Consider the following 26,442-nt stretch of genomic DNA (forward strand, 5'->3'; position numbering starts at 1 on the left):
TCCTTTGTCACTTTTTTTCGTAGTCCATAGCCAAAGCATTTGACTGTTGACCCTTGACTATTGACTCTTGATTAATAACTAACTTTGGCATGGTGTCATACCAAACATCGGGTGTAAAGGGAAAATCTGGATAGCCGACCCGCAACAGGCATAAACCTTGTGAGGGAGCAGCGTGTTTTACTTCTTCTCGGCGTTGCTGTTGCCAGAGTTCGGTAAATTCAGCCAGAGTTCTTTGCCCAGAACCTACCTGTGTTAGCATCCCTACCAACAGTCGCACCATGCCATATAAAAATCCATCTGCTTGAATTTCAATATGGATAAACGGCCCACTGCGATGACACTCTGCTGCTTGCACCTCTACCCAAGAATGCGATCGCTTTGACCCTGCTCGGTGAAAAGCAGCTAAGTGATGTTTTCCCAGGAGGGGTTTGAGGGCAGCTTGGATGAGGGATTCATCCAGGGGTGCATAATAATAATGCCAACTGAAGGGTTGTACGAACAAGTTTGGGCGATCTTCAGTGTAGATGGTGTAGCGATACCGTCGGTAAGCGGCGCTAAAGCGTGCGTGCCAACGGTTGCCTACACCTGCTGAAGCTTTGATTAATATATCCTTTGGTAGATAGCTATTAAGAACTGAAGCCCACTTGTGTGCTGGGATTGCTCCTGTGGCATCAAAATGAGCCACTTGAGCAGCCGCGTGAACGCCGCTATCAGTGCGGCCAGCGCCATGTAATGTTACATGATGTCCGAGGATTTTGGCGATCGCTATTTCGATCTCTTCCTGGACTGTGCGGTGCTGCTTTTGTCTTTGCCAGCCGTGAAAATCAGTACCCAGGTATTGAATTACTAAGGCTACTCGCTGAGTTTCTGTAGGCTGGTGGCTATCTAACATAGAATTTGAGTGCTGAGTGCTGAGTTATGAGTGCTGAGTTGTGATTTTTCTTCTCTCCCCTGCTCCCCTGCTCCCCTGCTCCCTAGCCTCCTACTTACACTAGTTCAATTATCGCCATTTCCGCATTATCTCCTCGGCGAGGAATGGTGTGCAGAATGCGCGTATAACCACCTTGACGATTAGCATACCTAGTTGGTGCTTGCTCAAACAGAGCATGAACTAGTTGTTTGTCGTAAATGTAACCTAGCGCTGTTCGACGGGATGCTAATGAGCCGTCTTTGGCGAGGGTAATCATTTTTTCTACTTCACTTCGCAGCACTTTTGCTCGCACTAAAGTAGTTGTAATCCGCCCATGACGGACTAACTCAGTTGTCAACGCTCGTAATAAGGCGCGACGTTGATCTGCTGGTTTACCCAGTTTTTTGACTCGACAACGGTGACGCATAGGAATCTATTGTGAACTATGAACGGTTTTGCTCTAATTGTGTTTAGAACTTCTTTCTTGTGGCAAGGTAATGCCTAAACGTCGTTGTAAAGCTTCAACGACTTCTTCTGCTGACTTCTGACCGAAGTTTTTAATTTCTAACAAGTCTTCTTGGGTGTAATCCAATAAGTCCGCTACAGAGTTAACTTGCGCCCGTTTGAGACAGTTGTATGCTCGTACAGAAAGCTGCAACTCTTCAATGGGAATTTGCGCTGTGGGATCGTCTGGAATATCAGAGCTTGTGTCTGTAGGTTCTAGTGAGATGTCTTTCAGGGGATTGAATAGCTCTACTAGAATGCCGGCGGCTGAAGATAGTGCTTCTTGGGGAGAGAGACTACCATTTGTCCAAACTTCTATGAGGAGTCTGTCTTTGGTAATCGACCCATCTCCACGGGCTTCTTCAACGCTGTAGTTGACTTTCCGGACTGGCATAAATACCGAGTCAATTTGCAGAAAGTCTAAAGATGTGGCTTCTTCTCGTCCTCTTTCGACAGTGCGATAGCCTTTGCCACGCTCAATGCGAAATTCCATTTCCAGTTTGCCGCCTTCAGCTATGGTAGCAACATACTGAGTAGGATCAATTACTTCCACTTCACTAGGCAAATCAAAATGTGCGGCGGTGATTGTGGTTGGGCCGTTGACTAATAATCTGCCAATCTGGGGTTGAGAAGAATAACTTTTCAGAATTACTTCCTTCATCCGCATGAGGATTTCTAGGACATCTTCTCGTACACCTGGAACTGTGGCAAACTCGTGAGAAACCCCGGCAATTCTGACGGCTGTAACTGCTGTACCTTCTAGGTTAGACAGTAAAACCCGTCTGAGTGCGTTGCCAACGGTTGTTCCTTGACCGCGCTCTAGAGGTTCTAAGATAAACTTACTGTAATGATTCCGACTTTCCTCTGTATTAGACTCTACACATTCAATTTGAAACTGCGCCACGGAGTAGCCTCCCTTATTTAAGGTGCTGCTAGCAGGCAAAATCATTGCCTTTGGAATTTACTTTATTGTCCTGGGCTACCTTTAGGTGTATCAAACTGCCAATATCTTGCGGTAGTGGAGTTTAATGCCCCAATGGAGCTGACGGACATTCATTATATTTGGGTGATTTGGAGTATAGCAGCCCTCCCTCGTGGAAGAGCTGACACGCTTTATTTCGTTCCCGTTTGTTGCTTTTGGTAGCTTGTTCACAAAACTGCCAAATAGCGATCGCCATCAACTGAAACGTCTTTTTCCCACTGGTCAAAAGTTTGAGTCTAAACTCGGCGGCGCTTGGGTGGACGGCATCCATTATGAGGAATGGGGGTAATATCCCGAATGAGTGTAATCTCCAGTCCTGCACCTTGCAAAGCCCGAATTGCGGTTTCTCTACCAGCTCCAGGGCCACTAACCATCACCTCAATCTGCCGCATTCCTTGGTCAATGGCTCGCCGGGCTGCGCTTTCAGCTGCGGTTTGAGCTGCAAAGGGAGTGCCTTTTTTCGCTCCTTTGAAACCGCTAGAACCAGCACTGGCCCAGGAGATGACATCGCCATTTTGATCGGTGATGGTGACAATGCTATTGTTGAAAGTAGACTGGATGTAGGCCATTCCGTTAGGAACGTTCCGTTTCTGCTTCTTACTCCCAGATTTTTTTGTTGGTTGTCTCGCCATATTATTTCAGTTAATCTCAGGTAAAACTTGCTCTTAAGAGCAAGCAGAAAAATATTATTTACCGGGAGCTTTCTTCTTCCCAGCCACTGTTTGTCTTCTCCCACGGCGGGTTCTAGCATTGGTGCGAGTTCTTTGCCCTCTGACAGGTAAGCCCATGCGATGACGACGACCTCTAAAAGTCCCAATGTCAATGAGGCGCTTGATGTTCATCGCCTCTAAACGTCGTAAGTCCCCTTCAACTTGATAGTTGCTTTCTACTTCTCCCCGGAGAGCCGTAATATCGGCATCGCTGAGGTCTTTAATCCGAGTGTCTGGGTTAACTCCTGTAGCCGCTAAGATTGCCTGCGACCTCGATAACCCAATTCCGTAAATGTAGGTCAGACCAATTTCAACGCGCTTATCGCGTGGAAGGTCTACTCCGGCTATCCGTGCCACAATCTATTTCTCCCTATGTTTTCGCAGTTGCTGACTGAAAAGGCGGTTCAATACGCCTGTAATTTTGCTAGTGATGAATTTGCTGGGGCTGCACTCTCAATGTTGAGGAGGATTATCCCTGACGTTGTTTGTGCTTGGGATTGACGCAAATTACCATAACGCGACCGCGACGTTTAATCACGTTACATTTTTCACAGATTTTTTTGACTGAGGCTCTAACTTTCATGCCTTTTACAATTGACTCCAAATATTAAATTATAGCATTTTTAGGAAATTTTATGCAATTAATTAAATGGGCAACACCCAAATAAATTGTTTTATGGTAGACTTCCTTACATATACTCACTTTTTCCGCAAACGGTAGGTGATGCGACCTTTCGTCAAGTCGTAGGGGGTTAATTCTACTTTGACGCGATCGCCAGGCAAAATCTTAATATAGTTACGGCGAATCTTGCCGGAGATGTGTGCCAAAACGTTAAAGCCATTATCTAGATCAACGCGAAACATGGCGTTAGGCAAAGATTCTGTAACTGTGCCTTCCATTTCAATCAAATCTTGCTTAGACAAGTTTTTTCCTCAATTCAACAGCTTTTTGTTCAGTTACAGCACTCATCTGCAAGAGAACATATTTGGATAAATATATCAACAGTTTATTAATATATCTTATTTAAAGCAGGGAGTGGGGAGTAGTGAGTGGTGAGTCATGAGTTTTCTGATATCTCCCTGCTCTGTTGGCTCTTTGTCTCCCTATCCCCTGACCGAGACTATGAAACTAGAGTTTCTTTCAATTCGTGAGTGACTGCTTCTGGGGATTGATCACCGTTAATGGTCAGAAGTTTTTGGCGATCGCCATAGTAATCAATTAAGGGTGCTGTTTCGTTGCGGTATACTTCCAGGCGACGACGAATTACCTCTTCCGTATCGTCTTTCCGTCCTCTAGAGAGTAGACGTGTCACCACAACATCATCAGGTGCATCCAAGTTGACTACTCTTTCACCACCTTGACCAGTTGTTTCCAGCAATGCTTCTAAAAAAGCTGCTTGGGTAACTTTCCGAGGAAAACCGTCTAATATCCAGCCAGACTTAGCATCTGGTTGACCCAAACGTTCCTCTACCAAGTCTTGTACTAACTGGTCAGGAACCAAATCCCCGCTATCAACATAGCTTTGAGCTTTGATTCCTAAAGGAGTTTGCTCTTTCATGGCTTGGCGCAATATTTCTCCCGTAGATATGTGGGGAATATGCAAATGTTCTGCCAAAATTTGAGCTTGTGTTCCTTTACCTGCTCCCGGTGGCCCCAAGAAGATTAGTCGCGTCACTATTGTTTCACCATTCCTTCATAGCGCTGAGAAATAACATAAGTTTGGACTTGTTTGGCTGTCTCAATCGCCACACCCACCAGAATCAACAATGAAGTAGCACCCAATCCTTTAAAAGTCGGTACATTCAAAGTCCTTTCCACTGCGGTGGGGATAATTGCCACCAGTCCCAAAAAGACGGCTCCTAAAAAAGTCAAGCGATTGATGACTCGTTCGATGTACTCACTAGTTGCCTTGCCTGGACGAATACCGGGGATGCTAGAACCCATTTTCTTCAAGTTCTGGGCTACATCCACGGGGTTAACAATCAAGGAAGAATAGAAGTAGCTGAAGAAAACAATAGAAATTAGGTAGACTAAGGCATACACCCAAGAACCAGAACCACCAGGACTTAAATAAGTATTGACGATGTTCGCCAATTCTGGGTTTTTGGTGAAGTTAGCAATCAAAAGTGGCAAACTCAGGATGGCAGCAGCAAAAATGATCGGCATGACACCACCAGAAATCAGCCGTAGTGGTAAGTAGCTGCGTTGCTCTGCTAACACCCGCCGACCAACTTGGCGACGCGCCGAAATGATGGGAATGCGTCTGATACCTTCCTGAACAAAAACAATCCCGACAATTGTGGCGAGAAATACCAGCACTAGGACGATCACACGACCTACGATTTCTCGACCGCCTACTTGCACCAAGTCAATGGTGTCACCCAAGGATTTGGGTAAGGACGCGACAATGTTGACAAAAATCAACAAAGATGCACCGTTGCCAATACCTCGTTCTGTGATCAGTTCCGATGCCCACATCACAAACATAGAACCAGCCGTGAGAGCGATCGCTGTTTCTGCCACAAATATTGGCCCTGGCTCTAAGGCAAATTGTTGCAGGAACAAAGCCGAAAAAGCCACACTCTGAAGAATGGCCCAACCCAAGGACACATAGCGGGTAATTTGGGAAATTTTCCGCCGACCAGCTTCACCCTCGTTTTTTTGTAAATTTTCTAAAGATGGTATTGCTGCCGTCAGCAATTGGATGATAATTGACGCATTAATAAAGGGCAAAATCCCTAGAGCAAAGATCCCCAAAGTGGAAAGACCCCGCCCGGAAAATATATCCAACAAACCGAATATGGAATTATTGCCCGAAATGGCTTCGGCAAATCTAGTTCTATCAATCCCTGGTACTGGTAAAAAAATGCCCAGGCGAACCAAAATTAAAATACCGACAGTAACAAGCAGCCTACCTCTGAGGCCAGCTGCTTGTGCCATCTGCATAAAAGTTTCTTGAGCCGTTGGGGCTTTATCTCGACTGATCATAGAGTGCTACCTTTATCGTGAACCAGGCGCTGAAAGCAAGTTGGCTGGCATTTAAGTGCGCTGTCGTGGCTCTCACTCTAAAACTTGACAACTGCCTCCAGCGGCCTCAATTTTGCTCCGAGCTTGTCCGGTGAAAGCTGCCGCTTTGACATTGAGCGCCACCCCTAATTCCCCATTACCTAAAATTTTCAATGGGCCCTTGACAGCAGTCAAAATACCTGCTGTTCTCAAAGATTCCAATGTGACTTCTGTATTGGCAGGAAGAGAGGATAACTTCTCTACATTAATCGTAGTGTAAATTTTCCGATTAACTACAGGAAAGCCCTTGAGCTTGGGTACGCGGCGGTACAATGGCTGCTGACCACCTTCAAAACCCGGTCTAGTACCGCTACCAGAACGAGATTTTTGACCTCTCATCCCTAAACCAGCACTAGCACCTTGACCAGCCGAGATACCTCTACCTACACGGCGGCGGCGTTTTTTTGAGCCTTTTTGGGGCTTAACATCGTTGAGTCTCATAAGCTAAAAGTTACAGGGTGTAATTTGTGAGTAGTCAGTTGTGAGTTGAACTCATGACTACTTAGATATAAAGTTTTTCTATGGCAATACCCCTGTCCTCAGCGACTTCAGCAAAGGTACGCAGTGTGGATAAGGCATTGACGGCTGCTCTGGCATTATTCAGAGGGTTGTTAGAGCCAAGTTGTTTGGCTAAAACGTTACGGACTCCTGCTAATTCCAAGACAGTCCGCACAGCACCACCAGCAATTACCCCAGTACCGGGTGCGGCTGGACGCATAATTACTTTAGCTCCGCCACCGACACCATCAATGGGATGGGGAATGGAGTTAGATTTGGTGATGGGGATATCAATCAGGTGCTTTTTACCATCAGCGACACCTTTTTTCACAGCGCCAATAACATCAGAGGCTTTGCCTACTCCTACACCAACTTGACCGCGTTCGTTACCGACAACAACGATCGCTCGGAAGCTGAGTTTTTTCCCACCTTTTACCACCTTGCTGACTCGTCGGATTTGAATGACGCGCTCTTGCCAGTTGGTTTCTTCTTTTTTTGTCCGGTTAGCTTTACGACGACCAGTTGCCATAATCTTCTTCTCTGTTTGTCAATAGTCAGTAGTCAGTAGTCAATAGTCAATAGTCAATTACTTTTGACTTTTGACTTGGGACTGTTGACTGTTTAAAAATCTAAACCACCTTCGCGTGCGGCTTCAGCTAAGGCTTTGATGCGACCGTGGTATAAGTTACCACCGCGATCAAACACGACTTTCGTGATGCCTTTTTCTAGCGATCGCGCGGCGATTAATTTGCCAACTTGTGCTGATGCTTCGCAGTTAGCCCCAGAAGCTAAAGTAGATTTCAAATCTGGCTCTAGAGTCGATGCCGCGACCAATGTGTGATGCTGTGTATCGTCGATGATTTGAGCATAAATATGCTCATTAGAACGGAACACAGCCAAACGTGGACGGTCTGAGGAACCGAAAACTTTACCACGAATGCGTTTACGACGACGCTGTTTTGATTCTCTACGAGTAAGTTTCATGTTTATTTCTTACCACCCTTACCAGTCTTACCAGCTTTACGTCTGACCACCTCACCGGCATAGCGGATACCTTTGCCTTTGTAGGGTTCTGGTGGACGAACGGCACGAATTTTGGCTGCTGTGTTACCTACTATTTCTTTGTCATAGCCACTGACGATGACGTTAGTGTTATTTTCCACTGCAAATTGAATGCCTTCGGGTGGTTCAATTTGGACTTGATGGCTATAACCCATATTTAAAACGAGGTTCCGCCCTTGCACTTGCGCCCGATAACCTACACCTTGGATTTCCAACCGACGTTGAAAACCTTGAGACACTCCTTCCACCATGTTGGCAACCAAAGTCCGGCTTAAACCGTGTAATTGCCTAGATGTGCGAGTCTCATCCCGCCGGGTGACTTGCAAAATTTCTCCCTCTTGAGAAACTAAAACGTTAGGGGGGAGATCCCTGGACAGTTCGCCTTTGGGGCCTTTCACCACAACCTTTGTGCCATCGATTGTCACTTGCACTTTGGTAGGGATAGTAATTGGACGTTTACCAATACGAGACATAAGTTTTTATCCTTTGTTATTTGTCTAAAGTTCATAGTCAATAGTCCATAGTCTGTTGACTGTTGACCCTTGCGGGTTCAATAGTTGCTTTCCGACGCAAGGCGACAGGAACGCACTATCTCACTGTTGACTGCTGACTCTTGACAACTACCAGACGTAGCAAAGTACTTCACCACCCAGGTTCTGCCGCCGTGCTTCGCGGTCGGTCATGATCCCACCAGATGTGGAAATAATGGCAATGCCAATACCGCCCAGTACCCTTGGTAATTCTTTTCTGTTGGCGTAAACACGCAAACCAGGCTTACTAACTCGTTTGAGAGCTGTAATTAGGGGCTGATGATTTTTACCCTTATATTTCAGGGAAATAACCAAGTTACGTTTTATACCTTCTCCGTCCTCAGAGAATTCAGCAATAAAGCCTTCTTCCTGAAGTACTCTAGCAATACTGCGAGTCATTTTTGTGGCTGGCACTTGTGTTGTTTGATGCCTTGCCATATTGGCATTGCGGATGCGCGTCAGCATATCTGCAATTGTGTCGTTAGCCGCCATCGTTCCCTCTTTAGATGAACTTATTGATCGCGAAAGGGCATTCCCAATTCTTTGAGTAAGGCGCGGCCCTCTTCGTCGTTTTTTGCTGTGGTGATAATGGAAATATCTAAACCACGAATTTGATCGATGCTGTCGTACTCGATTTCTGGAAAAATTAACTGTTCTCTCACACCAAGAGTATAGTTACCGCGACCATCAAAGCTCTTAGGGCTGATGCCACGGAAGTCTCTAATTCTCGGTAGTGCGAGGCTAATTAATCGGTCAAGGAAGGCATACATCCTCTCTCCTCTCAGAGTGACCATGATGCCAACTGGCATACCCTGACGGATTTTAAAGCCAGCGATCGCCTTTTTCGCCCGTGTTACTACTGGCTTTTGACCAGTGATCACGGCAATTTCGTTTAAGGATGCTTCTAAGGCTTTAGCATTTTGAGCCGCTTCTCCCAAACCTCGGTTCACAGTTACTTTCACCACTTTCGGCACTTGATGCACGTTAGTGTACTGGAACTGATTGATCAGTTTGGGGACGATGGTCTCTTGATATAAGCTTTTGAGTCTTGTTGTCGCCATAGTTTTTAGTCCTGATCCTCCCTGGTCTTGGTCAGGGAAACTTTATTTTCCATTCAAAGTTCAAAATCCAAAAATAATTTTTTACTTTTACTTTTGCCTTTTGCCTTTTGCTTTTTCATTTAACTATCAAGAATTTCCCCAGTTTTCTTGAGTTTCCTGACTTTCTTCCCTTCTGCGGTGAAGGTGTAGCAGACACGACTAGCGACGTTTTGCTTGGTGGAGTAAAGCATGACGTTGGAACTGTGAATGGGAGCTTCCTGGGTCACAATTTGTCCAGATTCCCCTTCTTGACGGGGTTTGACGTGCTTAGTTTTAATGTTGACACCTTTGACAATGACTTTGCTTAGTTGGGGTAAAGCTTTGATGATTTCACCAACTTTCCCTTTGTCTTTGCCAGCAATAATCTGCACTGTGTCACCAGTTTTGACGTGCATTTTGTAAAATTTGGGTTCGTCCTTTTTGCCTGCCATTACAGCACCTCCGGAGCCAGAGAAACGATTTTGGTGAAGTTTTTGTCGCGCAGTTCCCGGGCTACTGGGCCAAATACCCGTGTGCCTCTGGGGTTACCGTCTTTGTTGATGATGACGGCGGCGTTATCATCAAAGCGGATACTCATACCGCTATCACGACCGATGTGATGGCGGGTGCGGACAATCACAGCTTCCACAACATCGGATTTTTTTACAGCCATGTTGGGGGTAGCATCTTTGACAACAGCAATAATTCTGTCGCCAATGAAACCGTACCGTCTATTACCCGCACCTAAGACACGGATACACATCAGTTTACGAGCGCCGCTATTATCAGCGACATTGAGATAGGTTTGGGGTTGAATCACAATTGGTCTCCCTTGTACAGTTGTTACAAAAATAACAACTATTTAATTGTGGCTTTGGTGTTGAGAATTTCTGCAACTTGCCAGCGCTTAGTTTTACTCAGGGGTCTAGTTTCCTGAATGCGGACGCGATCGCCCACTTTGCATTTATTCTCTTCATCGTGGGCTTTATAGCGCCGAGTTTTAACTACAATCTTGCCGTATTTGGGATGGGGAGAGCGATTTTCTATGGCAACTACCACAGTTTTTTGCATTTTGTCGCTCACTACCAAGCCAACTCGTTCTTTGATTGCCATAAGCTCCTACTTTTCTTCTTGAGGCTGTTGACTTGCTGCCCGTTTCCGTTCTCCTTCTACTGTTAATAGTTGGGCTAGGCGATGACGGGCGTGACGGAATAGGTGAGGTTTTTCTAATTGTCTAGTGGCTTTTTGCAAGCGCAACTGAAACAGTTGTTTTTTGACAGCAACTATTTCCTCAACTAGTTTCTCGTCAGTTAGTTCTCTTGCTTCTGAAATTTTGGGAAGAGGCATAATCTACTCTTGCTCCTCTACTTGAGAACGTACAACAAACTTGGTTTTGATCGGCAGCTTGAATGCTGCAAGACGCATCGCTTCTCGCGCAATTTCTTCGGTTACACCAGCGATTTCAAATAAAATCCGGCCTGGCTTAACCACAGCTACCCAAAACTCTGGGGAACCTTTACCAGAACCCATCCGAGTTTCTGCTGGGCGCATGGTGACTGGCTTATCTGGGAAAATCCGAATCCAGATTTTGCCACCCCGGCGGATATAACGAGTCATAGCCCGACGGGAAGCCTCGATTTGGCGGGAGGTAATCCAAGCTGGCTCTTGGGCTTGGAGGGCAAAATCTCCAAAGTTGAGGGTGCTGCCACGATGGGCGAGTCCACCCATCCGTCCGCGTTGTTGTTTGCGGAATTTAGTTCTTCTAGGACTTAACATGGTTTGTCATTGGTAATTGGTAATTGGTAATTGGTAATTGGTAATTAGTGTTTTTTCCTATTACCCATTACCCATGAGCTATTACCCTTCATTAGAACGGTCTTCAAACTGCTGACGGCGGCGTTGTTGTTGACGACGACGTGGTTCACGTTCACGTCCTGTAGGTTGGGGTGTAGCCACTTCCTGTCCAGGAATGATTTCTCCTTTGAATACCCAAACTTTAATCCCCAGAATGCCGTAAACGGTTTTGGCTGTGCAGTAAGAGTAGTCAATGTCAGCTCGTAAGGTGTGTAGAGGTACTCTACCTTCTCTTGTCCACTCTGTCCGGGCAATTTCTGCACCGTTGAGGCGACCGCTAACTTGGATTTTGATACCTTGGATACCAGCTTTTTGGGCGCGTTGAATTGCTTGTCGGACAACTCGCCGGAAAGAAACCCGGCGTTCTAATTGTTGAGCAATATACTCAGCAATTAAGTAGGCATCAGCATCAACTCGTTGCACTTCAACTACGTTGATGCGGATTTGGCGAGTCCCACCCAAAAGCGTTTGTAGTCCTGTACGTAAGGCTTCAATACCTTGTCCACCCCGACCGACAACGACACCAGGGCGAGCCGTGCGGACTTCTAGATCGATTTGGTCTGCTTTACGCTCAATGCGGACTTCGGAAATACCTGCGTTATTTTGCGCGAGTCTACCCAGTTTTTGTTCTATATATTGACGAAGTTTGTGATCTTCTTGTAGTAGTTCTGGATAGCGGCTAGGTTCGGCAAACCAACGCGATTGATGTTCTTGTGTAATTCCCAGGCGAAAGCCTACTGGGTGAATTTTCTGTCCCACAAATGCTGCCTCTAAAATTTCTTACTTTACGTAATTTTTTGTCTAGGACTTATTTAGCGTCGGCACTAGCAGCCACAGCCAAGGTGATATGACACGTTGGTTTGCGAATTTGGTAGGCTCTACCTTGCGCTCTGGGTTGGAACCGTTTGAGGACGGGACCTTGATCAGCAAAGGCTTGAGTAATCACTAATTCAGTCCGATCTAAACCCGCGTTATGCTCGGCGTTAGCCGCAGCACTGCGGAGTAAAGTTAAAACTGGTTCAGTGGATCGATAGGGCATAAATTCCAAGATTATGAGCGCTTCACGGTAGGAACGCCCCCGGATTTGGTCAAGTACACGACGCACTTTAAAGGGAGACATCCGGATAAACCGAGCGATCGCTTTTACTTCTTTAGTGTCAGTAGCCATAATTTTCTCCTTTAGTCAATAGTCAATAGTCATTAGTCATTAGTTGTTACTTGAGACTGTTGACTCTTGACTTTGGACTGTTGACTATCTACCTGCTTTCTTATCAGATTTGCCATGGCCTCTGTAGGTGCGCGTAGGAGCAAATTCTCCCAGCTTATGTCCTACCATTTGGTCGCTGACAAAAACTGGCACGTGTTGTCTGCCGTTGTGAACGGCAATAGTATGACCCACCATTTGAGGCAAAATTGTCGAAGCTCGTGACCAAGTTTTAATCACTTGCTTCTCGTTTCTTTCGTTTAACTTTTCAATTTTGCTGAGTAAATGATCGGCTACAAAAGGACCTTTTTTTAGAGAACGACCCATAATTCAGAAAGTTTTGAGTTTACATTTTGAGTTGAAGTTGGGAGTTTCGAGCTTTAAGTTTAGTCATGCTACTCATTACTCATCACTCATCACTCATCACTAATTAAGACTCCCGTCCACCACGTCCACGTTTAGAAGATTTACGACGACGGCGCACAATTAACCTGCTGCTAGCTTTCTTGGGTTTGCGTGTTTTCGCACCCAAAGTTGGTTTACCCCAAGGTGTGACAGGCCCGGATCTCCCAATGGGCGCTCTACCCTCACCACCACCGTGGGGATGGTCTACTGGGTTCATGACGCTACCTCTAACTTTGGGGCGGCGACCTTTCCAGCGATTTCTACCGGCTTTACCTGCACTCAAGTTTCTGAATTCAGTGTTGCCGACTTGACCGATGGTGGCGTAGCATTCCCGGCGGATCATCCGCACTTCTCCGGAAGGTAACTTCAGGGTGACGTAATTACCTTCTTTGGCGACAACTTGGGCGGTTGCACCAGCAGCCCGCACAATTTGACCGCCTTTACCAGCAGTTAATTCTACGTTGTGGACGCTTGTACCCAAGGGAATATTTGCTAGGGGCAAGGCATTACCATCTTCAATGGGCGATTCTGGTCCAGCCAGAATCTTGGCTCCTACCTTGATGCCATTGGGATGGAGGATGTACCGTTTTTCCCCATCTTCATAGGTCAGTAAGGCAATCCGCGCATTGCGGTTCGGATCGTATTCTATGGCAGTGACTACTGCGGGAATACTGCGTTTATCTCTTTTAAAGTCAATAATCCGATACAGTCGCTTATGACCACCACCACGACGGCGGCTGGTGATTCTACCTTGGTTGTTGCGACCTTTGGCCCTGTGTTTGTATACCGTCAGTGACTTTTCTGGCTCGGTTTTGGTAATTTCTGCGAAGTCAGAAATGGTAACCTGGCGAGTACTGGGGGTATAAGGGCGATAAGAACGAGTACCCATGATATTTTATACCTCTGGGAATAGGACTTGTCTGACTTTCTCTACATCCCCAGGGGCGATGGTGACGATCGCTTTTTTATATTGGGGCTTAAAGCCAATGAATTTACCGACACGCTTTTTGCGACGTGGTGGTAAGGCTGTATTGACTTTGACAACTTTCACCTGAAATAAGTCTTCAATGGCCGCTTTAATTTGCGGTTTGCTAGACTTGGGAGTGACTTCAAATGTGTATTTGTTTTGCTCCATCAGGATTGTCGCTTTTTCTGTCAAGATGGGGCGACGGATTAAATCGGGCAGGTTGCGGGGGTCAAACCTAGTCACTGTAGACCTCCTGAATTTTTTCTAGGGCTGATGTGGTGACGATAATTTTGTCAGCGTGGAGCAAATCGTAAACGTTGAGTTGGTCAGCCGCAATCAGTTTGAGTTTCTCGATGTTACGGGCTGATAAATACACGTTTTCGGGAAACTCTGCCAAAATTAACAGCGCTTTACTTTCTGGTTCAACGCCCCAACGAGTCATGGCTGCAACTAAGTCTTTAGTTTTGGGACGGGCTAGCTCGTTGGTAAATTCTTCTACCACAATTAAGTCGTCTATCCGGCTGACAAATGCTGTCCGCAGTGCTAAACGTCTTTCTTTGCGGTTCAGTTTTAAATTAAAATCTCTGGGTTTGGGGCCAAAGATCACACCACCACCACGCCATAGGGGTGAACGAATGGAACCCGCACGGGCGCGACCAGTACCTTTTTGTCTCCAAGGTTTACGTCCACCACCTCTCACTTCTGAACGAGTTTTGGTGCTGGCAGTTCCTTGACGAGCGTTTGTCTGCTGTCTAACTAGGGCGCGGTGTACAATATGCGCCGCCGTTTCTTCTCTGGCAACTTTCAACTCGAACTGCTTTTGTCCGACTTGCTCTCCTTGCCAATTTTTTACTACACTCTCAACCATTTTTTTGTCCTTTGTCAGTTGTTAGTTGTCGGTTGTCATTTGTCAGTAACACTGGAGTATTAACTGGTGACTTTTGACTACTTTCCAACTTTTTTGGCAGGTACAATACTGAGTAATGCCCCTGGTTTACCAGGAACAGCTCCTTTAATTAGTAATAAGTTACGTTCCGCATCGACACGGACTACGGTTAATTTGCGAATGGTGACACGAGTACCACCCAAACGCCCTGCCATCCGCTTACCTGGATAGACACGACCTGGTGTTGTCCCTGCACCGATGGAACCGGGCGCTCTATGGTTTTTGGAACCATGTGACATCGGCCCACGTCCGAAGTTGTTGCGTTTTTGGTTACCTGCAAAGCCACGACCGATACTTGTACCGACTACGTCTACCAGTTCACCTGCACTAAAAATATCTACTTTAATCTCTTGACCGAGAGTGTAATCGCCAGAACTAGCTGTGCGATACTCTTGCAAATGCTTCAGTGGGGGCGCTGATGATTTGGCTAAGTGACCAAGTGAGGGCTTGTTGAGCGCTTTTGGTTTGACTGTGCCATAACCAACTTGGATGGCGGCGTAACCGTCGGTTTGCTTTGTTTTGACTTGTGTAACAACGCATGGCCCTATTTGGACGACTGTGACAGGAATGGCGACTCCTGCTTCATCGAAGACTTGGGTCATGCCCAGCTTGGTGCCGAGAATGCCTACAGACACAATAACTGGCTCTCCTTTCTACTTGCTGACCTGGAAATGGGCTTTTGTGACACACTGCGTAATTCCGGTGAAGTACGGACGAAACCTGGAATCTGCAAGCGGAAATAGCCACTCACAGATATACCGGACACAACAGGCGGTGTCTTTACTGTTTTGTGAATCTATTTAGTTGGACTCACTTAGTCACCAGAACAGCTATAAGTACCTTCTGTTGAAGGAATAACTTTTGCTGTTAAGGCAATGCTTTAGAGCTTTGCGCTTTGTGCAACGTCGCTTCGTCCAAGCGATCGCTTAGGCACTTTCTGGTAGCAATAACGCTAACGGGTATCCCGATTCTGGGTTACTGCCATATTGTAGTGGACTTAAGCAGCTCTTGCTACTCAGTATCCTGTAACCGAGGCTAGTTCAATGCTATTAAACCAACATCACTGCTCAGTTTCTACTTCACTCTACAAGTCAAACCGATTGTTCTCAGGCTTGAATTGCTTTTTCACGACTATAGGAGTGATTATAGCCACGGGATGATGGACTCTTGTTTTGTCCATCAACACTTGTTTGACCAAAAAGCTTTTCTAGTTTAGCAGTGTTTGCACAGTTTCAGTTAAATTAATTTCTTGCTAGAAATTAGTTTGTCAGTTCTTGAGGCTGACACCAACTGAGGTGCTGGTCTATATGCTAATCAGCTATTTTGGTCACAATCTAAAATTATAAACCATCTAGTAGTAGCTGTCTATAATATCTAGAGAATAATTTTGGGCTTTTGTGATAGATGCTGAATTTGGCACGATTGAGTAGAGTTTATCTCAAGCATAAGTATCTTGAGCTAACTTAATCTATCACTCCAGGGTCAATAATAGAGATATCGAAGTGGGATAGGACAAAAATCCAAAAAAATCTATGGCACTAATTACCACTGGTAACGGGTTGATTCGCGATCTAGAGAAATTTGGATCTTTAGGCGTTTTTGTACCTCTGGAAGGGGGTTTTGAAGGTCGATATCGGCGGCGGTTGCGGGCGGCTGGTTATACAACTGTGCAATTCACTGCTAGAGGACTAGGCGATGTTGCGGCTTATCTCACAGGAGTTCATGGTGTAAGACCTCCCCATTTGGGTAAAAAAAGTACTGGTAGTGGCGCAGCTGTGGGTGAAGTGTATTATTTACCCCCAATTGTTAGCTATCAGCTAGCACAATTACCACCCAAGTCTAAAGGGTTGGTGTTGTGGATTATTGAAGGACATATCTTGTCTGATCAAGAAGTTGAGTTTTTGACCAACTTACCTAGCTTAGAACCAAAAGTGAAAGTAGTAGTGGAAAGAGGCGGCGATCGCACTTTCCGTTGGCAACCGCTTACAGCTACTCTCTCGGCTACATATCAGGCTGTGTAGTTTGGGGACTTGGGACTGGGGAGAGAAGAAAAATCACAACTCAGCACTCAGCACTCATGACTCATTACTCAATTTTAGGCGATCGCTTTGGCGAAATTTTTAGCAAGGGGCGATCGTCTAATTTTTTGATTGAATACGCCAAAAGTTAGTTTGGTAATTCGATGAGCATTTCCATCGTACTGAGTCGGAAACCACAAGCTGTAAATAATTTACGGGCGGCTTCGTTAGCAGCAGCCGTATCTAAACGAATTTGCTGAACTCCTATGTCTTCAAAGCGAGTGATTGTCATTTCTACTATTTGCTTGGCAATTCCTTGTTGACGATATTCCGGTTCAACCCAAATATCGTGGATAAATCCAAATTCTTTTGTCCGATAAATGGGTATTTCTTGCTCGACTGTCGCCGCGACAAAAGCTACTAGTTGTCCTTGATTGTCAGCGACTAGAAATACACTGCGTTCTTGATTTGCTAATCTTGTTAACCAATTTTCATAACGTTTCTCTGGATGAGTGAGAAAACCATACTTGGCAGCATCCCAAGATTCATGTAATGCACAAATTTTAGCAACCATTGGTAATACTGCGGGGACATCAGCTGGTGTAGCAGAACGAATCAGCATAAGTTCTGGAAACGCAAGGAAAAGCTAGAGTAGACATCTGTAATTGGGAATTGCTATAAGTAATCAGACAGAATTAATTACACAAGTTATTTCCTGTAACCTGTAACCTGTTCCCTATCTCTACATAAGAATTTAATTATGTCCAACTACTTATTTACTTTTCAAAAGCTGACTGGGTAGATTAAGTCAAATTCTCGGTAAAGAGTAATACGACAGGAATCAACAGGATCTTCTAGGACTGCATAATTTGAGCCGCCTGTAATTTTTGTGACTGGACGCTTTAAGGGTTTCTCAAACTGATGCCATTCGCGGTTACTCCAGCCGAAAATTATGGCATCGATGTCGTTTTGGAGTTCGGAAGCGATAAGTAAAAGTTCTAATTTATCTTGAATACTACCAATGAGAAAAAATCTCAGAGAGATTGACTGGGTAATTGCTGGTCTGGGTTCGTTGGCTGCTACAGTATTACAGTCGCCAAATTGGACATCATAAGGCAGTAGTTGGAGATTTCCTTGCTGTTTAAGGGTGGCTTCGATGTCTTTTAAGCGTTGGTCGAGATGAGGTAGTAACCCTAGTTTGACATCGGTTAACAACTGGCGAATGTTAGAAGTCTGAGTCATTGTTGGTTTTTATCCACTTACCCAGTCAGATTAACGTTTTGTGGGACGAGGAAGAGAGAAACTTTGAAAATCTTTGTTTGTTGCTAGTCTTGTTGGTGGGCAAATTTATCGCTACCCCATAAAGAAAGGGCGATCGCTACAATTAACAATATAGGTATGCTATACCAAGGAAATTGAGATAAGGGTAAATGTGCGACAGCACGTAAGCCTATACTGGTGTAAGTTAGTGGCAATAAGTAAACTACGACTTTGAATACTGGTGGTAGTGTACTGGGGTCAAAGAATGTCGCGCCTAAAAAGGACATAGGGATAATCACAAAGTTATTGTACAGTCCCACTGATTCGAGCGATCGCACTGATAACCCAACAATTACACCTAATCCGGCAAATACTGCACAGTTTAATACTAGTAAAAGTAAAAACAAGGGATGAAGAAAGTGCCAATTGCCTGTTAATAGTAGGGCTACTAAAATTACTGAACCTGAAGTCATTAACCCTCTGACAACTCCCGCCAGCATTTTCCCAATGTGCAGCGCTAAAGGATGTATGGGTGTGAGTAATAATTCTTCAAAGGTTTTGCTAAATAATCTATCTCCACAAATGGAGAATGTCGTCCCACCAAAGCTAATGGTCATGGATGATAATGCTACCATACCCGGTAGGATAAATTCTAAATAGTTATCGTAATTCCCACTGATAGCAGAACCAGGTCTAATTGAGTTACCCAAACCTAGACCGAAAGCCAATATATATATCAGTGGAGATATTAATCCAGAAGCAGCTACTTGGGCTACTCGCACCCGTAAATCTAACCAATCTCCCCAAAAAATAGTGAGGCTATCTGTTAAGAGAATTGGTAGTTGTGAAGTTTTAAACTTTTTACTCCAGATGAAAATTTGTTGAGATGTCACTTTTGTTGAGTCAGGTATGAGAATCGTTGTAAATATTACTTTACATTTTTTGATATCTCAATAGGTATGCAGAATAATCATCTCCTATCATCCTCAGGTAAGAAAGCAAAACCCCGACTTCAGCGAGGAGTCGGGGTTTTTCATCTTTAAACTTTTTACAAATCAGGTGCTATCTCAATATTTTTTGGGGTGGGTGTTAATACCCAACTTTTGATCACTAAAACTTACCCACCCCATTTGTGTTTCTCAAAGAGAGCTTAATTAGTTCAGCCTAATCCCAGTCAGGGATTTGTTGACCATCTTCGCCACCAATACCAATTGCAGTGTTGTAAATTTCTGCATCGGTGATGTTGAGATCCTCCATTGATGCACCATAAACGTTGGAGTCGTATACATGGGCGCGAGTCAAGTTTGCCCCATTCAGATTAGCTTTTTTAAAGTTGACGTTGGTTAGGTAGGCTGAAGTTAAGTTAGCACGTTTTAAGTTAGCGTCTGTTAAGTCAGCGCCTTCGAGGTTAGCACCAGAGAGGTTAGCCCCAGCCAAATTTGAGCCTCGTAAATCAGCACCAATTAGATGAGCGCCACTGAGGTTCATGCCTGATAGATTACACCCAATACATTCCCCAGTTGATAATAACCTTTGTAGGTCTTGCGGATTCCCAGCTTTCACTGAGTTAGCCAAAAATAGGGGAGTTGCTAAGGCTAGAGCTGCTAATAGCTTGAGTTTCATAATTTTTCCCCTTTCTAGTTAATTAGCGTCCGTTCTTTTCCTCACGATTCTATTATCTCACTAAATTTCTAGAGAATGTTGATTTAAAGCACAAGTTGCTGATAATTTGTGAGGATGTTGAGATAAATCTAGACGTAAGATGGATTCTGATTTTCTCGCTTTTATATCTAAAGTATTAGGCAAAAATACTCCCCCTAATTTTGATTAATGATCAGGAGTTGTGAAACCATCTAAGAGGACGTTGGAAAAGTCTGTTTCTTTGTCATGTTGAATGCAGCGTAGCGGAATGAAACATCACGGTATGTGCCACAAAACCTGGATTCTTCCTGACGCTCCGCTCCAGTCAGAATGACATTTTTATACCTACTGAAACTTTTCCAACACCCTCTAAAGGTAAGTGATGGATGCGATGAGTGTCACGGAGTTTTAAACCGTAAAAATACCAGCCTCTAGATTTATGATTCAACCGCAGATATCTCGTAGTCGATTTCTTAATGCTGGGAAATGAAATAAAAGTACATAATATTAAGTATTCTTACTTTTGACTGGGGATTTTTGGTTTGTTGTAATAATGGGCAGGCGATCGCTAAGAATATCTGCATTCGAGTTCATGACATCTAAAAATAGCATAGAGTTTTCGTCTATGCTCGTAGTTGAGTTGATTGCTCTGCATCATAAATTTTATTTATCGTTTTAAGAAAAAAGAAGATTTGATTTTATTGGGTAGTCAGTATTAATATCTAATTCATGCGCGGCTAAGGTACCTTACTTGCAAACAAACAACATCAATTTTATTGATGGCAATTCCCTCTGAGTTCTCCTGACATTGGGGCATTTATTACCTTAAGCAACGAACATGAATTGGCTAACTACTACAATTATTATTGGCATCTCTACAGCTTTTGCCACTACTTTTGATGACAACTTATATTTGACTGCTTTTTTTGGCAAAGTCAATCGTCACTTTCGTCCCATGAATGTGATTCTGGGTGAGTTTATTGGATTCACTGCATTAGTAGTTGCTAGCCTGCCTGGTTTTTTAGGTGGGTTAATATTACCGACTGCTTGGGTGGGGTTGCTAGGTTTTCTACCTATCGCTATTGGGATCAATCATCTGCTGACACGAGAACAAGAAGAAGATACAGTACAAGCGGTAACAGTAGACTTTCCTGGTTCTCAGACATCTTATCGCCATCGTAAATCTTTGTGGGCAACTCTACGCGATCCACAAACTTACCGTGTATCCGCCGTTACTATTGCCAATGGTGGTAATAATATTGGGATTTATGTACCATTGTTTGCTAGTAGCAATCTCCCAAGTTTGGGTGTAATTTTGTGTGTCTGCTATTTGACAGTGGGTGTATGGTGCTTCATGTCATACAATATGACTCGAAATCCTCTGATGGCTCCCGTTTTAGCACGCTATGGTCGTAAAGTCTTTCCCTTAGTTTTAATTTGGTTGGGATGCTCCATACTGATTAAGAGTGAATCTTATCAACTTTTACGAGCGATCGCCATGTTTTCTCGTTAGTTTTCAGAACCACTACACAGAATTTTACTACTGATGATGACTGCATTATTTATTTACCCTGTTGACTCTGTGAATAGTCAACAGAGTGCAGTTGTTTGTTGTTACTAGTATAAAATGATGCGGTGTAAAGGTGCGATCGCTTGCGGCTTTCGGGTATCATAACTACAAAGTATATATTTAAGTCAATGGCTGAAACTGGCAGAATCAGGGTTGCTAAAGATAAAGCAGATTTAGTGAAAGCGTTAACCTCTTCCGATGGTGGTACAGGCCCTTTTCAAACCTTCGCTGATGTGATTGTATTTGCCGCAGCTTTAGGCGCAAAGCATAAAAAGCGTGTATCTTTGGGGGAAATTTCTAAACGAGAACCATCGCCAATCAGGCTAGAATATTTTGCTTCAGTAGGAAATGATGTTGTGATTAAATTATTAGGAATGACAGAAACTCAGGATATCAATATCTTATCTATTTATGAAGAAGAATATGAAACTTTACGTAACCAAGTTTTTGAAGAATATGCTAATGGAGGGCTAGAGATATTACAAAATGAATTACGTGGAGCCGTTGATTATTTAGAGCGAATTTTATTATTTCTTAGTTATGAACGAACTCACAAAGATGAAAAAGAAGAGGAATTTGATCTCACAAAATTCCTCTCTTAGAATTAGACTATTTTTAATAGGAGTATTTTTATACCCATCCTAATTTATCTTTTACTCTTCTCACTCCATCAATCACTGCATTTGCACCAGTAGAAAGTTTGTAAGGCTTATTCGGATTTTTAGGATTCTGGTCTAACCTAATTAAATTATTTACCCATATTTCGTTATTTTTAGTCCAACCTATCTGTGCGAGTTGAGAAATTTTTGCTTCATCAAAATAATTTCTATTTTTGTCATAAGTAAAGTGAAGCAAACGACCCAGAACTTCGAGTCCAACACTTACACCTAATAGACATTCATCTTTAAATCTCTTTAACTCGCTAGAAGTTAAAGTATTTACATCTGCTTCAGAAATATACCTTGTATCATTGCACTCAAAGAAAAACTTATTGAGACAATTAGCTAAAGCATTAGATAAAATTTCTACATCATTGTCTTGAAGTTCAGAATTTTGTTCTTTTGGACTTGCTCTATAATATAGTTTTTGATGTCATCAGCATGGCCTGGAATTTCTGGACGTTGTTTACCTGATTCGGGATCATCGTCAGTAGCAGGTTTTGCTACTAAAAGCGCTGGAAAATCGCCAGCAGGTACATTTATTTGTAACATAGTACGCTTGCCCTGCCTAAAAATTAGCGCTGGATAGCAGCGCTCACGATGATATTTAGAAAAAACAGGTTCAAGAGAAGCAGTAAATCCACCTTGAATTTCTGGTGAAACGGTATTAGCACTATCCTGATTTACGTTAACCATAAAAGCGTCTGTATAATTTAAGCCAAGTATTTATTATACTATGCTGTTTTTAAGCGGTTTGTAATCAGTGAAAACCCTAATGAAATTTTCTTGTTAGAGTCTGTAACTCATATCAGCAGTGGAAGCCCTACAACTTTTGCATCGACAAATTCACCATCAAAGCTAATTGTTTTATTTTCCACAGTTCTAGCATTAGCTAAAGCCTTACGAAGTTCAGCACGTTCCATTGAATCTTCAATCCCACCTAAAATATAAATTAATAACTTTGCTGCCAAATCCTTTCCAGAAACCTGCACTCGCTTTTTATTAGGGTCATACAAAACCCCATACCAAAGAGATTGAGGATATTCCATACCAGTAAAACCGCCTTGTTGGTCAAACTTTCGCAACTTTTTAAAAACACTGGTGATCGAAAAACCTTTTTTAAATACTAAAAATCCTAAAGCTTGTGCTAAAGCAACTTGGGCTACAGGACGGAAAAGTATATTTGCTTCACCGCCTCCCTTTTCAAAACTAAATCTTCGCAAAACAGGGGTATCTTCATGTTCTAAAATTTTATAACTAGGCAAATTAGCCAAATTATCAAAAAGCTTTTTAAATTCCTCAATTCCCTGCTCAATTTCTTCATCTTCTGGACGCATAGGAATTAAACCTTTTTCCAATGGTTTCCAGTGTGGGAATTTTTGACCTAAATATCGCTCAGACATATCTTGTAGCGCTTGCAGTGTCGTCAAAACTGTAGAGTTTGCCGCGACAGTTGCACTGTTCCAATTAACACGCGGGTTACGATTTGCACGCTGTTCCAAAAGTGGATGAGTCACAGCAATTTTTCTAGCTACAATCGCAAAACCATCATCTTCATTTAACTGTGCTAACTGACCTTTAGTTAAAGGTGCAGCCATCAAGTTGACATGGACAAAAATCGACCTGACTCTTCTTCTAGCTTGGTTGCGAGTCTCCCCAGCGTTCACTGCACAAATAAACTCAATACCAATTTTTTCTTTAGGTAAGCTTTGTAAATAAGTAGGATCTACTTGATATTGCTCTAATAAATCTGACATCGTAATAAAACTATCATCAGCAGTTTTATCTTTTTTGTATCGCTGGAGTTTACCAGTTTTAATTAACTCCATTAAACCTTGAACTCCCATCAGCCGATGTTGACCATCTAGGGCATAAATGGTGACATTTTCTTCAGAAATATTGAGTAAGCCGACCTTACCATCTTTATCTAGAGGTGTAAAATCTGTAGTAGATTTTGTGGCGCGTTCTTCACTATCCCACTCAGATGCTTTAGGGTTATCCACCCAAGGTTGGTTAATTACTACTAGCACTGCTGGAAACTTATGATTTTTTCTCGCAGCTAAATACTGAACCAAGGGTGCTTGACGCGACCAGTCAACAGGACGTTGTTGAATTTCATCGATACTATCCGCATCAATTTCGATGTTACCAGTCTCAGGATTGTACTTTTTTTGTAGCAGAGGTAAACCAGAAGCAAAATGAACTCGGCCTGCAAACCATTCTAAGGTGACAGAACCTACATAAGCTTCACTTCCACCCATCTCAGTTTTTTGTACAAGAATTTGGTCTTTCTTTTCTAAAAATTTCTCTAAAAGTAAAGCTAGTACCTCTTTTTCCGTGTTTTCTCTCTCTAGGTACTCTCTAGCAATATCAGCAGTTGGTCCAGATGAAATGTCTCTCATATTAATTTTTAAAAACTTGGTCTTGTAAGGTAGCTATATTATCCAAAAAGTTAGATACTAATAAATCAGTTTTTAAAAACTTTTTGGGAACCCTCGCATTCCATACGCTGAGGTAAAAAAGCCGTAACGCCCAAATGTCCAGAGGTAAGAAGCAATGACTGAAGCACAACAACCAGAAAATAAAGGTCAGCAGACACGTACTGTAGCAGAGTTGGTAGAGTATATCCAAGTTCTTACCACTGAAATTCAAGAATTGTATTGTTTAGATGCAATACCCTGGGTTGTTGGTTATTCCGGTGGTAAGGATAGCACGGCGACTTTACAGCTGATCTGGAATGCGATCGCTGGACTCTCACCAGAAAAACGGACTAAAACAATCTACGTCATTACTACAGACACACTGGTAGAAAATCCTATTGTTGCAGCTTGGGTGCGAAATTCTCTACAACAAATGAAATTAGAAGCCCAAGCGCAAGGATTACCATTTGAACCTCATTTATTACAGCCAGATTTTAAAGAAACATTTTGGGTGGGTTTGATAGGGAAAGGTTATCCAGCACCAAGAGGTAAATTCCGTTGGTGTACAGAACGTCTGAAAATTAATCCCTCGAATCGCTTTATACGTGATGTAATTCGAGCTAGTGGAGAAGCTATTGTTGTGCTGGGAACTCGCAAAGCAGAAAGCACAAGACGCGCTAGCAGAATGAAAAAATTAGAAGCTATGCGGGTACGCGATCGCCTAAGTCCTAACATGAATTTGCCAAACTCTCTAGTTTACAGCCCTATTGAAGACTGGCAAAATGATGAAGTTTGGATTTATTTAATGCAGTGGGAAAATCCTTGGGGATATAGCAATAAAGATTTATTTGCTATTTATCGGGGTGCTTCTGCTGATAATGAATGTCCCTTAGTAGTTGATACTTCTACTCCAAGCTGTGGTAGCTCTCGTTTTGGATGCTGGGTTTGTACCCTAGTCAGCCAGGATAAATCTCTAGCAGCTATGATTCAAAATGATGAAGAAAAAGAGTGGATGCAACCTCTACTTGATTTTCGGAAGGAATTAGATGCAGAAGAAACACGCGATCGCCGTGATTTTCGCCGCAGAAATGGAGATGTTCAACTGTATGAACGTAACTTAGAGAGTGAAATATCTATTGAACCAATTCCTGGCCCCTATCTTAAAGAAGCGCGGGAAGATTGGCTGAGAAAATTACTGAGAGTCGAAAAACAAATCCGCCAAACAGCACCAGAAAATATGCGCGATATTACTCTGATTTCTACAGAAGAACTTAGCGAAATTCGCCGCATCTGGCTAGAAGAAAGACATGAGTTTGATGACAGCTTACCACGCATTTATCAAGAAGTAACTGGTGAAAAATTTAAAGACCCGCGTCCCGGTGCAGACCTTAATTTGTTGGGTAGCGATGAATGGGCTGTGTTAGAAGAAATCTGTGCTGATGATAATATGCACTTGGAACTTGTGTCAAAACTTTTAAGCACAGAATGGCAATTTCGTAAGAAAACAAAGCGTGTAGGAATCTACGACACCTTAGAAAAATGTTTTAATACTAGTTCCCGTTCTGCTGAAGAAGCAATTAAAAATGCTCATTTAAAACGTGATTTAAGAGAAGCTGTTAGTCAAGGTGATATTACAACAGTTAGAGAAAAAGTTAGACAGCTAACTTTAGCAGATTTTGTTGTCCCAGAGGAACAAATAAGTACACCTAATACACAAATTGATACAAAAAATACTACAAAATCTGATGACAATGCAAAGACGTGGGCAAATGTGAAATTTAAAAATAAACAGACAAAGCTTTAAGCTTGCTCATTATCATCTTTGGCATCTCCTAAGTACAACCTGATAAACTCCTCTGCTGCTGCGGGATTAATTTTCTTGAGTGCATCACGAATTTCTAACAGTGTATCAGCAACAGGATCTCTAATTTCATTCACCCAACGGTGAACGTTTGGCCGTCCTGTTCCCATTGTCACTGCTAACTTGTTTTGGCTAATGCCGTAGATTTCTAACACTTGTTTGAGTGCTTTTCCTGCTTTTCCCATGCCTTTGATTGTGTCAAAGGCTTATAACAGAGTAAATGTTACCCATCGGTAACTAAAGGTGTAAGATAGTGTTGTTGCCAATAGGTAACAACACAGATTACCAACAAACA

At 43.2% G+C, this 26,442-nt stretch carries 40 protein-coding genes; 4 read left to right on the forward strand and 36 right to left on the reverse strand.

From position 1 onward, the window contains the following. Positions 1 to 7: 7 nt before the first annotated feature. From truA to rplC, 27 genes are all read right to left on the reverse strand, one after another. Complete coding sequence (truA, locus tag FD725_RS08565; protein WP_179047730.1) at positions 8 to 892, reverse strand: tRNA pseudouridine(38-40) synthase TruA; 885 nt, start codon at positions 890 to 892, stop codon at positions 8 to 10. 94 nt (positions 893 to 986) lie between these two features. Continuing rightward, a complete protein-coding gene (gene rplQ / locus FD725_RS08570; RefSeq protein WP_179047731.1) occupies positions 987 to 1,337 on the reverse strand; it encodes a 50S ribosomal protein L17 in 351 nt (116 codons plus the stop codon). Positions 1,338 to 1,370: 33 nt separating this feature from the next. Beyond that, positions 1,371 to 2,318, reverse strand: coding sequence for a DNA-directed RNA polymerase subunit alpha (locus FD725_RS08575; protein ID WP_179051480.1), 948 nt, complete (start codon positions 2,316 to 2,318; stop codon positions 1,371 to 1,373). Between the two features lie 314 nt (positions 2,319 to 2,632). Beyond that, a complete protein-coding gene (rpsK, locus tag FD725_RS08580) occupies positions 2,633 to 3,028 on the reverse strand; it encodes a 30S ribosomal protein S11 (protein ID WP_010998331.1) in 396 nt (131 codons plus the stop codon). A 54-nt stretch (positions 3,029 to 3,082) separates the two neighbouring features. Continuing rightward, complete coding sequence (rpsM, locus tag FD725_RS08585) at positions 3,083 to 3,463, reverse strand: 30S ribosomal protein S13 (protein WP_179047732.1); 381 nt, start codon at positions 3,461 to 3,463, stop codon at positions 3,083 to 3,085. 112 nt (positions 3,464 to 3,575) lie between these two features. Then, positions 3,576 to 3,689 (reverse strand): 50S ribosomal protein L36, encoded by a 114-nt coding sequence (gene rpmJ, locus FD725_RS08590; RefSeq protein ID WP_015129703.1) that lies wholly within the window; start codon positions 3,687 to 3,689, stop codon positions 3,576 to 3,578. Positions 3,690 to 3,805: 116 nt separating this feature from the next. Beyond that, positions 3,806 to 4,030: a translation initiation factor IF-1 gene (gene infA / locus FD725_RS08595; protein WP_006276978.1), complete on the reverse strand. Its 225-nt coding sequence runs from the start codon at positions 4,028 to 4,030 to the stop codon at positions 3,806 to 3,808. 197 nt (positions 4,031 to 4,227) lie between these two features. Next, positions 4,228 to 4,782 (reverse strand): adenylate kinase, encoded by a 555-nt coding sequence (locus FD725_RS08600; protein WP_179047733.1) that lies wholly within the window; start codon positions 4,780 to 4,782, stop codon positions 4,228 to 4,230. Next, on the reverse strand, positions 4,782 to 6,095 hold the full coding sequence (gene secY, locus FD725_RS08605; protein WP_179047734.1) for a preprotein translocase subunit SecY: 1,314 nt from the start codon (positions 6,093 to 6,095) through the stop codon (positions 4,782 to 4,784). The genes FD725_RS08600 and secY overlap by 1 nt, the downstream gene beginning before the upstream one ends. A gap of 72 nt (positions 6,096 to 6,167) precedes the next feature. Beyond that, the gene (gene rplO, locus FD725_RS08610) at positions 6,168 to 6,614 is read right to left on the reverse strand and encodes a 50S ribosomal protein L15 (protein ID WP_179047735.1); all 447 of its coding nucleotides are present in this window, start codon (positions 6,612 to 6,614) and stop codon (positions 6,168 to 6,170) included. Positions 6,615 to 6,675: 61 nt separating this feature from the next. Next, positions 6,676 to 7,200: a 30S ribosomal protein S5 gene (gene rpsE, locus FD725_RS08615; protein ID WP_179047736.1), complete on the reverse strand. Its 525-nt coding sequence runs from the start codon at positions 7,198 to 7,200 to the stop codon at positions 6,676 to 6,678. Between the two features lie 92 nt (positions 7,201 to 7,292). Next, positions 7,293 to 7,655, reverse strand: coding sequence for a 50S ribosomal protein L18 (gene rplR, locus FD725_RS08620; RefSeq protein WP_179047737.1), 363 nt, complete (start codon positions 7,653 to 7,655; stop codon positions 7,293 to 7,295). Positions 7,656 to 7,657: 2 nt separating this feature from the next. Beyond that, positions 7,658 to 8,206, reverse strand: coding sequence for a 50S ribosomal protein L6 (gene rplF / locus FD725_RS08625; RefSeq protein ID WP_179047738.1), 549 nt, complete (start codon positions 8,204 to 8,206; stop codon positions 7,658 to 7,660). Between the two features lie 147 nt (positions 8,207 to 8,353). Beyond that, entirely contained in the window at positions 8,354 to 8,755 is a 402-nt protein-coding gene (gene rpsH, locus FD725_RS08630) for a 30S ribosomal protein S8 (protein WP_179047739.1), read from the reverse strand. A gap of 20 nt (positions 8,756 to 8,775) precedes the next feature. After that, complete coding sequence (rplE, locus tag FD725_RS08635) at positions 8,776 to 9,324, reverse strand: 50S ribosomal protein L5 (protein WP_179047740.1); 549 nt, start codon at positions 9,322 to 9,324, stop codon at positions 8,776 to 8,778. Positions 9,325 to 9,443: 119 nt separating this feature from the next. Further along, a complete protein-coding gene (gene rplX, locus FD725_RS08640; protein WP_179047741.1) occupies positions 9,444 to 9,794 on the reverse strand; it encodes a 50S ribosomal protein L24 in 351 nt (116 codons plus the stop codon). Further along, positions 9,794 to 10,162 (reverse strand): 50S ribosomal protein L14, encoded by a 369-nt coding sequence (gene rplN / locus FD725_RS08645; RefSeq protein WP_179047742.1) that lies wholly within the window; start codon positions 10,160 to 10,162, stop codon positions 9,794 to 9,796. The genes rplX and rplN overlap by 1 nt, the downstream gene beginning before the upstream one ends. 38 nt (positions 10,163 to 10,200) lie before the next feature. After that, positions 10,201 to 10,455, reverse strand: a complete 255-nt coding sequence (gene rpsQ / locus FD725_RS08650; RefSeq protein ID WP_179047743.1) for a 30S ribosomal protein S17 — start codon at positions 10,453 to 10,455, stop codon at positions 10,201 to 10,203. 6 nt (positions 10,456 to 10,461) lie between these two features. After that, positions 10,462 to 10,689 (reverse strand): 50S ribosomal protein L29, encoded by a 228-nt coding sequence (rpmC, locus tag FD725_RS08655; protein ID WP_179047744.1) that lies wholly within the window; start codon positions 10,687 to 10,689, stop codon positions 10,462 to 10,464. A gap of 3 nt (positions 10,690 to 10,692) precedes the next feature. After that, positions 10,693 to 11,118 carry a 50S ribosomal protein L16 gene (gene rplP / locus FD725_RS08660; RefSeq protein WP_179047745.1) on the reverse strand — a complete coding sequence of 142 codons (426 nt, stop codon included), beginning with the start codon at positions 11,116 to 11,118 and terminating at the stop codon, positions 10,693 to 10,695. A gap of 81 nt (positions 11,119 to 11,199) precedes the next feature. Then, positions 11,200 to 11,955 carry a 30S ribosomal protein S3 gene (gene rpsC / locus FD725_RS08665; RefSeq protein ID WP_179047746.1) on the reverse strand — a complete coding sequence of 252 codons (756 nt, stop codon included), beginning with the start codon at positions 11,953 to 11,955 and terminating at the stop codon, positions 11,200 to 11,202. 49 nt (positions 11,956 to 12,004) lie between these two features. After that, complete coding sequence (gene rplV, locus FD725_RS08670) at positions 12,005 to 12,364, reverse strand: 50S ribosomal protein L22 (RefSeq protein ID WP_179047747.1); 360 nt, start codon at positions 12,362 to 12,364, stop codon at positions 12,005 to 12,007. 84 nt (positions 12,365 to 12,448) lie between these two features. After that, positions 12,449 to 12,727 carry a 30S ribosomal protein S19 gene (gene rpsS, locus FD725_RS08675; protein ID WP_179047748.1) on the reverse strand — a complete coding sequence of 93 codons (279 nt, stop codon included), beginning with the start codon at positions 12,725 to 12,727 and terminating at the stop codon, positions 12,449 to 12,451. A 103-nt stretch (positions 12,728 to 12,830) separates the two neighbouring features. Then, positions 12,831 to 13,694, reverse strand: a complete 864-nt coding sequence (rplB, locus tag FD725_RS08680; protein ID WP_179047749.1) for a 50S ribosomal protein L2 — start codon at positions 13,692 to 13,694, stop codon at positions 12,831 to 12,833. Positions 13,695 to 13,700: 6 nt separating this feature from the next. Beyond that, positions 13,701 to 14,015, reverse strand: coding sequence for a 50S ribosomal protein L23 (locus FD725_RS08685; protein ID WP_179047750.1), 315 nt, complete (start codon positions 14,013 to 14,015; stop codon positions 13,701 to 13,703). After that, positions 14,008 to 14,640: a 50S ribosomal protein L4 gene (rplD, locus tag FD725_RS08690; RefSeq protein WP_179047751.1), complete on the reverse strand. Its 633-nt coding sequence runs from the start codon at positions 14,638 to 14,640 to the stop codon at positions 14,008 to 14,010. The genes FD725_RS08685 and rplD overlap by 8 nt, the downstream gene beginning before the upstream one ends. A gap of 77 nt (positions 14,641 to 14,717) precedes the next feature. Next, a complete protein-coding gene (gene rplC / locus FD725_RS08695; RefSeq protein WP_179047752.1) occupies positions 14,718 to 15,353 on the reverse strand; it encodes a 50S ribosomal protein L3 in 636 nt (211 codons plus the stop codon). A gap of 897 nt (positions 15,354 to 16,250) precedes the next feature. Between rplC and FD725_RS08700 the strand changes: the two genes are divergently transcribed. Then, positions 16,251 to 16,739 (forward strand): NAD(P)H-quinone oxidoreductase subunit N, encoded by a 489-nt coding sequence (locus FD725_RS08700; protein ID WP_179047753.1) that lies wholly within the window; start codon positions 16,251 to 16,253, stop codon positions 16,737 to 16,739. 145 nt (positions 16,740 to 16,884) lie between these two features. On the opposite strand, the gene FD725_RS08705 is transcribed toward FD725_RS08700, so the two are convergent. The 5 genes from FD725_RS08705 to FD725_RS32405 all read right to left on the reverse strand — a co-directional run bounded on the left by FD725_RS08705 (position 16,885) and on the right by FD725_RS32405 (position 19,802). Beyond that, on the reverse strand, positions 16,885 to 17,358 hold the full coding sequence (locus FD725_RS08705; protein ID WP_179047754.1) for a GNAT family N-acetyltransferase: 474 nt from the start codon (positions 17,356 to 17,358) through the stop codon (positions 16,885 to 16,887). 161 nt (positions 17,359 to 17,519) lie between these two features. Then, positions 17,520 to 17,978: a hypothetical protein gene (locus tag FD725_RS08710; RefSeq protein WP_179047755.1), complete on the reverse strand. Its 459-nt coding sequence runs from the start codon at positions 17,976 to 17,978 to the stop codon at positions 17,520 to 17,522. A gap of 83 nt (positions 17,979 to 18,061) precedes the next feature. Further along, positions 18,062 to 18,889: an ABC transporter permease gene (locus FD725_RS08715; RefSeq protein ID WP_179047756.1), complete on the reverse strand. Its 828-nt coding sequence runs from the start codon at positions 18,887 to 18,889 to the stop codon at positions 18,062 to 18,064. 271 nt (positions 18,890 to 19,160) lie between these two features. Next, complete coding sequence (locus tag FD725_RS08720) at positions 19,161 to 19,619, reverse strand: pentapeptide repeat-containing protein (protein WP_179047757.1); 459 nt, start codon at positions 19,617 to 19,619, stop codon at positions 19,161 to 19,163. A 60-nt stretch (positions 19,620 to 19,679) separates the two neighbouring features. After that, a complete protein-coding gene (locus FD725_RS32405; RefSeq protein WP_256871876.1) occupies positions 19,680 to 19,802 on the reverse strand; it encodes a hypothetical protein in 123 nt (40 codons plus the stop codon). Positions 19,803 to 20,475: 673 nt separating this feature from the next. Here FD725_RS32405 and FD725_RS08725 point away from each other — a divergent pair. Both FD725_RS08725 and FD725_RS08730 read left to right on the forward strand, forming a co-directional pair. Next, positions 20,476 to 21,150 (forward strand): cadmium resistance transporter, encoded by a 675-nt coding sequence (locus tag FD725_RS08725; RefSeq protein WP_179047758.1) that lies wholly within the window; start codon positions 20,476 to 20,478, stop codon positions 21,148 to 21,150. 185 nt (positions 21,151 to 21,335) lie between these two features. Continuing rightward, complete coding sequence (locus tag FD725_RS08730; RefSeq protein ID WP_179047759.1) at positions 21,336 to 21,809, forward strand: DNA phosphorothioation-associated protein 4; 474 nt, start codon at positions 21,336 to 21,338, stop codon at positions 21,807 to 21,809. A gap of 28 nt (positions 21,810 to 21,837) precedes the next feature. Here the strand turns inward: FD725_RS08730 and FD725_RS32410 are convergent, their stop codons facing one another. The 3 genes from FD725_RS32410 to FD725_RS08740 form a co-directional block, all read right to left on the reverse strand. Further along, complete coding sequence (locus tag FD725_RS32410; RefSeq protein WP_256871949.1) at positions 21,838 to 22,230, reverse strand: DNA sulfur modification protein DndB; 393 nt, start codon at positions 22,228 to 22,230, stop codon at positions 21,838 to 21,840. A 2-nt stretch (positions 22,231 to 22,232) separates the two neighbouring features. Beyond that, the gene (locus FD725_RS32415) at positions 22,233 to 22,562 is read right to left on the reverse strand and encodes a DNA sulfur modification protein DndB (protein WP_256871877.1); all 330 of its coding nucleotides are present in this window, start codon (positions 22,560 to 22,562) and stop codon (positions 22,233 to 22,235) included. Positions 22,563 to 22,669: 107 nt separating this feature from the next. After that, positions 22,670 to 24,268 (reverse strand): DGQHR domain-containing protein, encoded by a 1,599-nt coding sequence (locus FD725_RS08740; RefSeq protein WP_179047760.1) that lies wholly within the window; start codon positions 24,266 to 24,268, stop codon positions 22,670 to 22,672. 154 nt (positions 24,269 to 24,422) lie between these two features. Here FD725_RS08740 and dndC point away from each other — a divergent pair, with 154 nt between their 5' ends. After that, positions 24,423 to 26,090, forward strand: coding sequence for a DNA phosphorothioation system sulfurtransferase DndC (dndC, locus tag FD725_RS08745; RefSeq protein ID WP_179047761.1), 1,668 nt, complete (start codon positions 24,423 to 24,425; stop codon positions 26,088 to 26,090). Here dndC and FD725_RS08750 read toward each other — a convergent pair. Next, complete coding sequence (locus tag FD725_RS08750; protein WP_179047762.1) at positions 26,087 to 26,332, reverse strand: helix-turn-helix transcriptional regulator; 246 nt, start codon at positions 26,330 to 26,332, stop codon at positions 26,087 to 26,089. The genes dndC and FD725_RS08750 overlap by 4 nt on opposite strands. Positions 26,333 to 26,442 lie beyond the last annotated feature (110 nt).

This window comes from Nostoc sp. TCL26-01 (assembly GCF_013393945.1).
GTDB lineage: Bacteria > Cyanobacteriota > Cyanobacteriia > Cyanobacteriales > Nostocaceae > Trichormus.

Bases quoted from the DNA above. Each gene is read 5' to 3' on its own strand.
- FD725_RS08710 (WP_179047755.1), bottom strand. From the start codon at position 17,978: ATGACTCAGACTTCTAACATTCGCCAGTTGTTAACCGATGTCAAACTA.
- rplD (WP_179047751.1), bottom strand. From the start codon at position 14,640: ATGGTTGAGAGTGTAGTAAAAAATTGGCAAGGAGAGCAAGTCGGACAA.
- rplX (WP_179047741.1), bottom strand. From the start codon at position 9,794: ATGGCAGGCAAAAAGGACGAACCCAAATTTTACAAAATGCACGTCAAA.
- rplV (WP_179047747.1), bottom strand. From the start codon at position 12,364: ATGGCTACTGACACTAAAGAAGTAAAAGCGATCGCTCGGTTTATCCGG.
- rplP (WP_179047745.1), bottom strand. From the start codon at position 11,118: ATGTTAAGTCCTAGAAGAACTAAATTCCGCAAACAACAACGCGGACGG.
- rplE (WP_179047740.1), bottom strand. From the start codon at position 9,324: ATGGCGACAACAAGACTCAAAAGCTTATATCAAGAGACCATCGTCCCC.
- rpsK (WP_010998331.1), bottom strand. From the start codon at position 3,028: ATGGCGAGACAACCAACAAAAAAATCTGGGAGTAAGAAGCAGAAACGG.
- FD725_RS08700 (WP_179047753.1), top strand. From the start codon at position 16,251: ATGGCACTAATTACCACTGGTAACGGGTTGATTCGCGATCTAGAGAAA.
- secY (WP_179047734.1), bottom strand. From the start codon at position 6,095: ATGATCAGTCGAGATAAAGCCCCAACGGCTCAAGAAACTTTTATGCAG.
- FD725_RS32415 (WP_256871877.1), bottom strand. From the start codon at position 22,562: ATGGTTAACGTAAATCAGGATAGTGCTAATACCGTTTCACCAGAAATT.
- FD725_RS08725 (WP_179047758.1), top strand. From the start codon at position 20,476: ATGAATTGGCTAACTACTACAATTATTATTGGCATCTCTACAGCTTTT.
- rplR (WP_179047737.1), bottom strand. From the start codon at position 7,655: ATGAAACTTACTCGTAGAGAATCAAAACAGCGTCGTCGTAAACGCATT.
- rpmJ (WP_015129703.1), bottom strand. From the start codon at position 3,689: ATGAAAGTTAGAGCCTCAGTCAAAAAAATCTGTGAAAAATGTAACGTG.
- truA (WP_179047730.1), bottom strand. From the start codon at position 892: ATGTTAGATAGCCACCAGCCTACAGAAACTCAGCGAGTAGCCTTAGTA.
- FD725_RS08730 (WP_179047759.1), top strand. From the start codon at position 21,336: ATGGCTGAAACTGGCAGAATCAGGGTTGCTAAAGATAAAGCAGATTTA.
- FD725_RS08750 (WP_179047762.1), bottom strand. From the start codon at position 26,332: ATGGGAAAAGCAGGAAAAGCACTCAAACAAGTGTTAGAAATCTACGGC.
- rplO (WP_179047735.1), bottom strand. From the start codon at position 6,614: ATGAGACTCAACGATGTTAAGCCCCAAAAAGGCTCAAAAAAACGCCGC.
- rpsQ (WP_179047743.1), bottom strand. From the start codon at position 10,455: ATGGCAATCAAAGAACGAGTTGGCTTGGTAGTGAGCGACAAAATGCAA.
- rplF (WP_179047738.1), bottom strand. From the start codon at position 8,206: ATGTCTCGTATTGGTAAACGTCCAATTACTATCCCTACCAAAGTGCAA.
- dndC (WP_179047761.1), top strand. From the start codon at position 24,423: ATGACTGAAGCACAACAACCAGAAAATAAAGGTCAGCAGACACGTACT.
- rpsS (WP_179047748.1), bottom strand. From the start codon at position 12,727: ATGGGTCGTTCTCTAAAAAAAGGTCCTTTTGTAGCCGATCATTTACTC.
- FD725_RS08740 (WP_179047760.1), bottom strand. From the start codon at position 24,268: ATGAGAGACATTTCATCTGGACCAACTGCTGATATTGCTAGAGAGTAC.
- rplQ (WP_179047731.1), bottom strand. From the start codon at position 1,337: ATGCGTCACCGTTGTCGAGTCAAAAAACTGGGTAAACCAGCAGATCAA.
- FD725_RS08705 (WP_179047754.1), bottom strand. From the start codon at position 17,358: ATGCTGATTCGTTCTGCTACACCAGCTGATGTCCCCGCAGTATTACCA.
- rplB (WP_179047749.1), bottom strand. From the start codon at position 13,694: ATGGGTACTCGTTCTTATCGCCCTTATACCCCCAGTACTCGCCAGGTT.
- rpsH (WP_179047739.1), bottom strand. From the start codon at position 8,755: ATGGCGGCTAACGACACAATTGCAGATATGCTGACGCGCATCCGCAAT.
- rpmC (WP_179047744.1), bottom strand. From the start codon at position 10,689: ATGCCTCTTCCCAAAATTTCAGAAGCAAGAGAACTAACTGACGAGAAA.
- FD725_RS08720 (WP_179047757.1), bottom strand. From the start codon at position 19,619: ATGAAACTCAAGCTATTAGCAGCTCTAGCCTTAGCAACTCCCCTATTT.
- rpsE (WP_179047736.1), bottom strand. From the start codon at position 7,200: ATGGCAACTGGTCGTCGTAAAGCTAACCGGACAAAAAAAGAAGAAACC.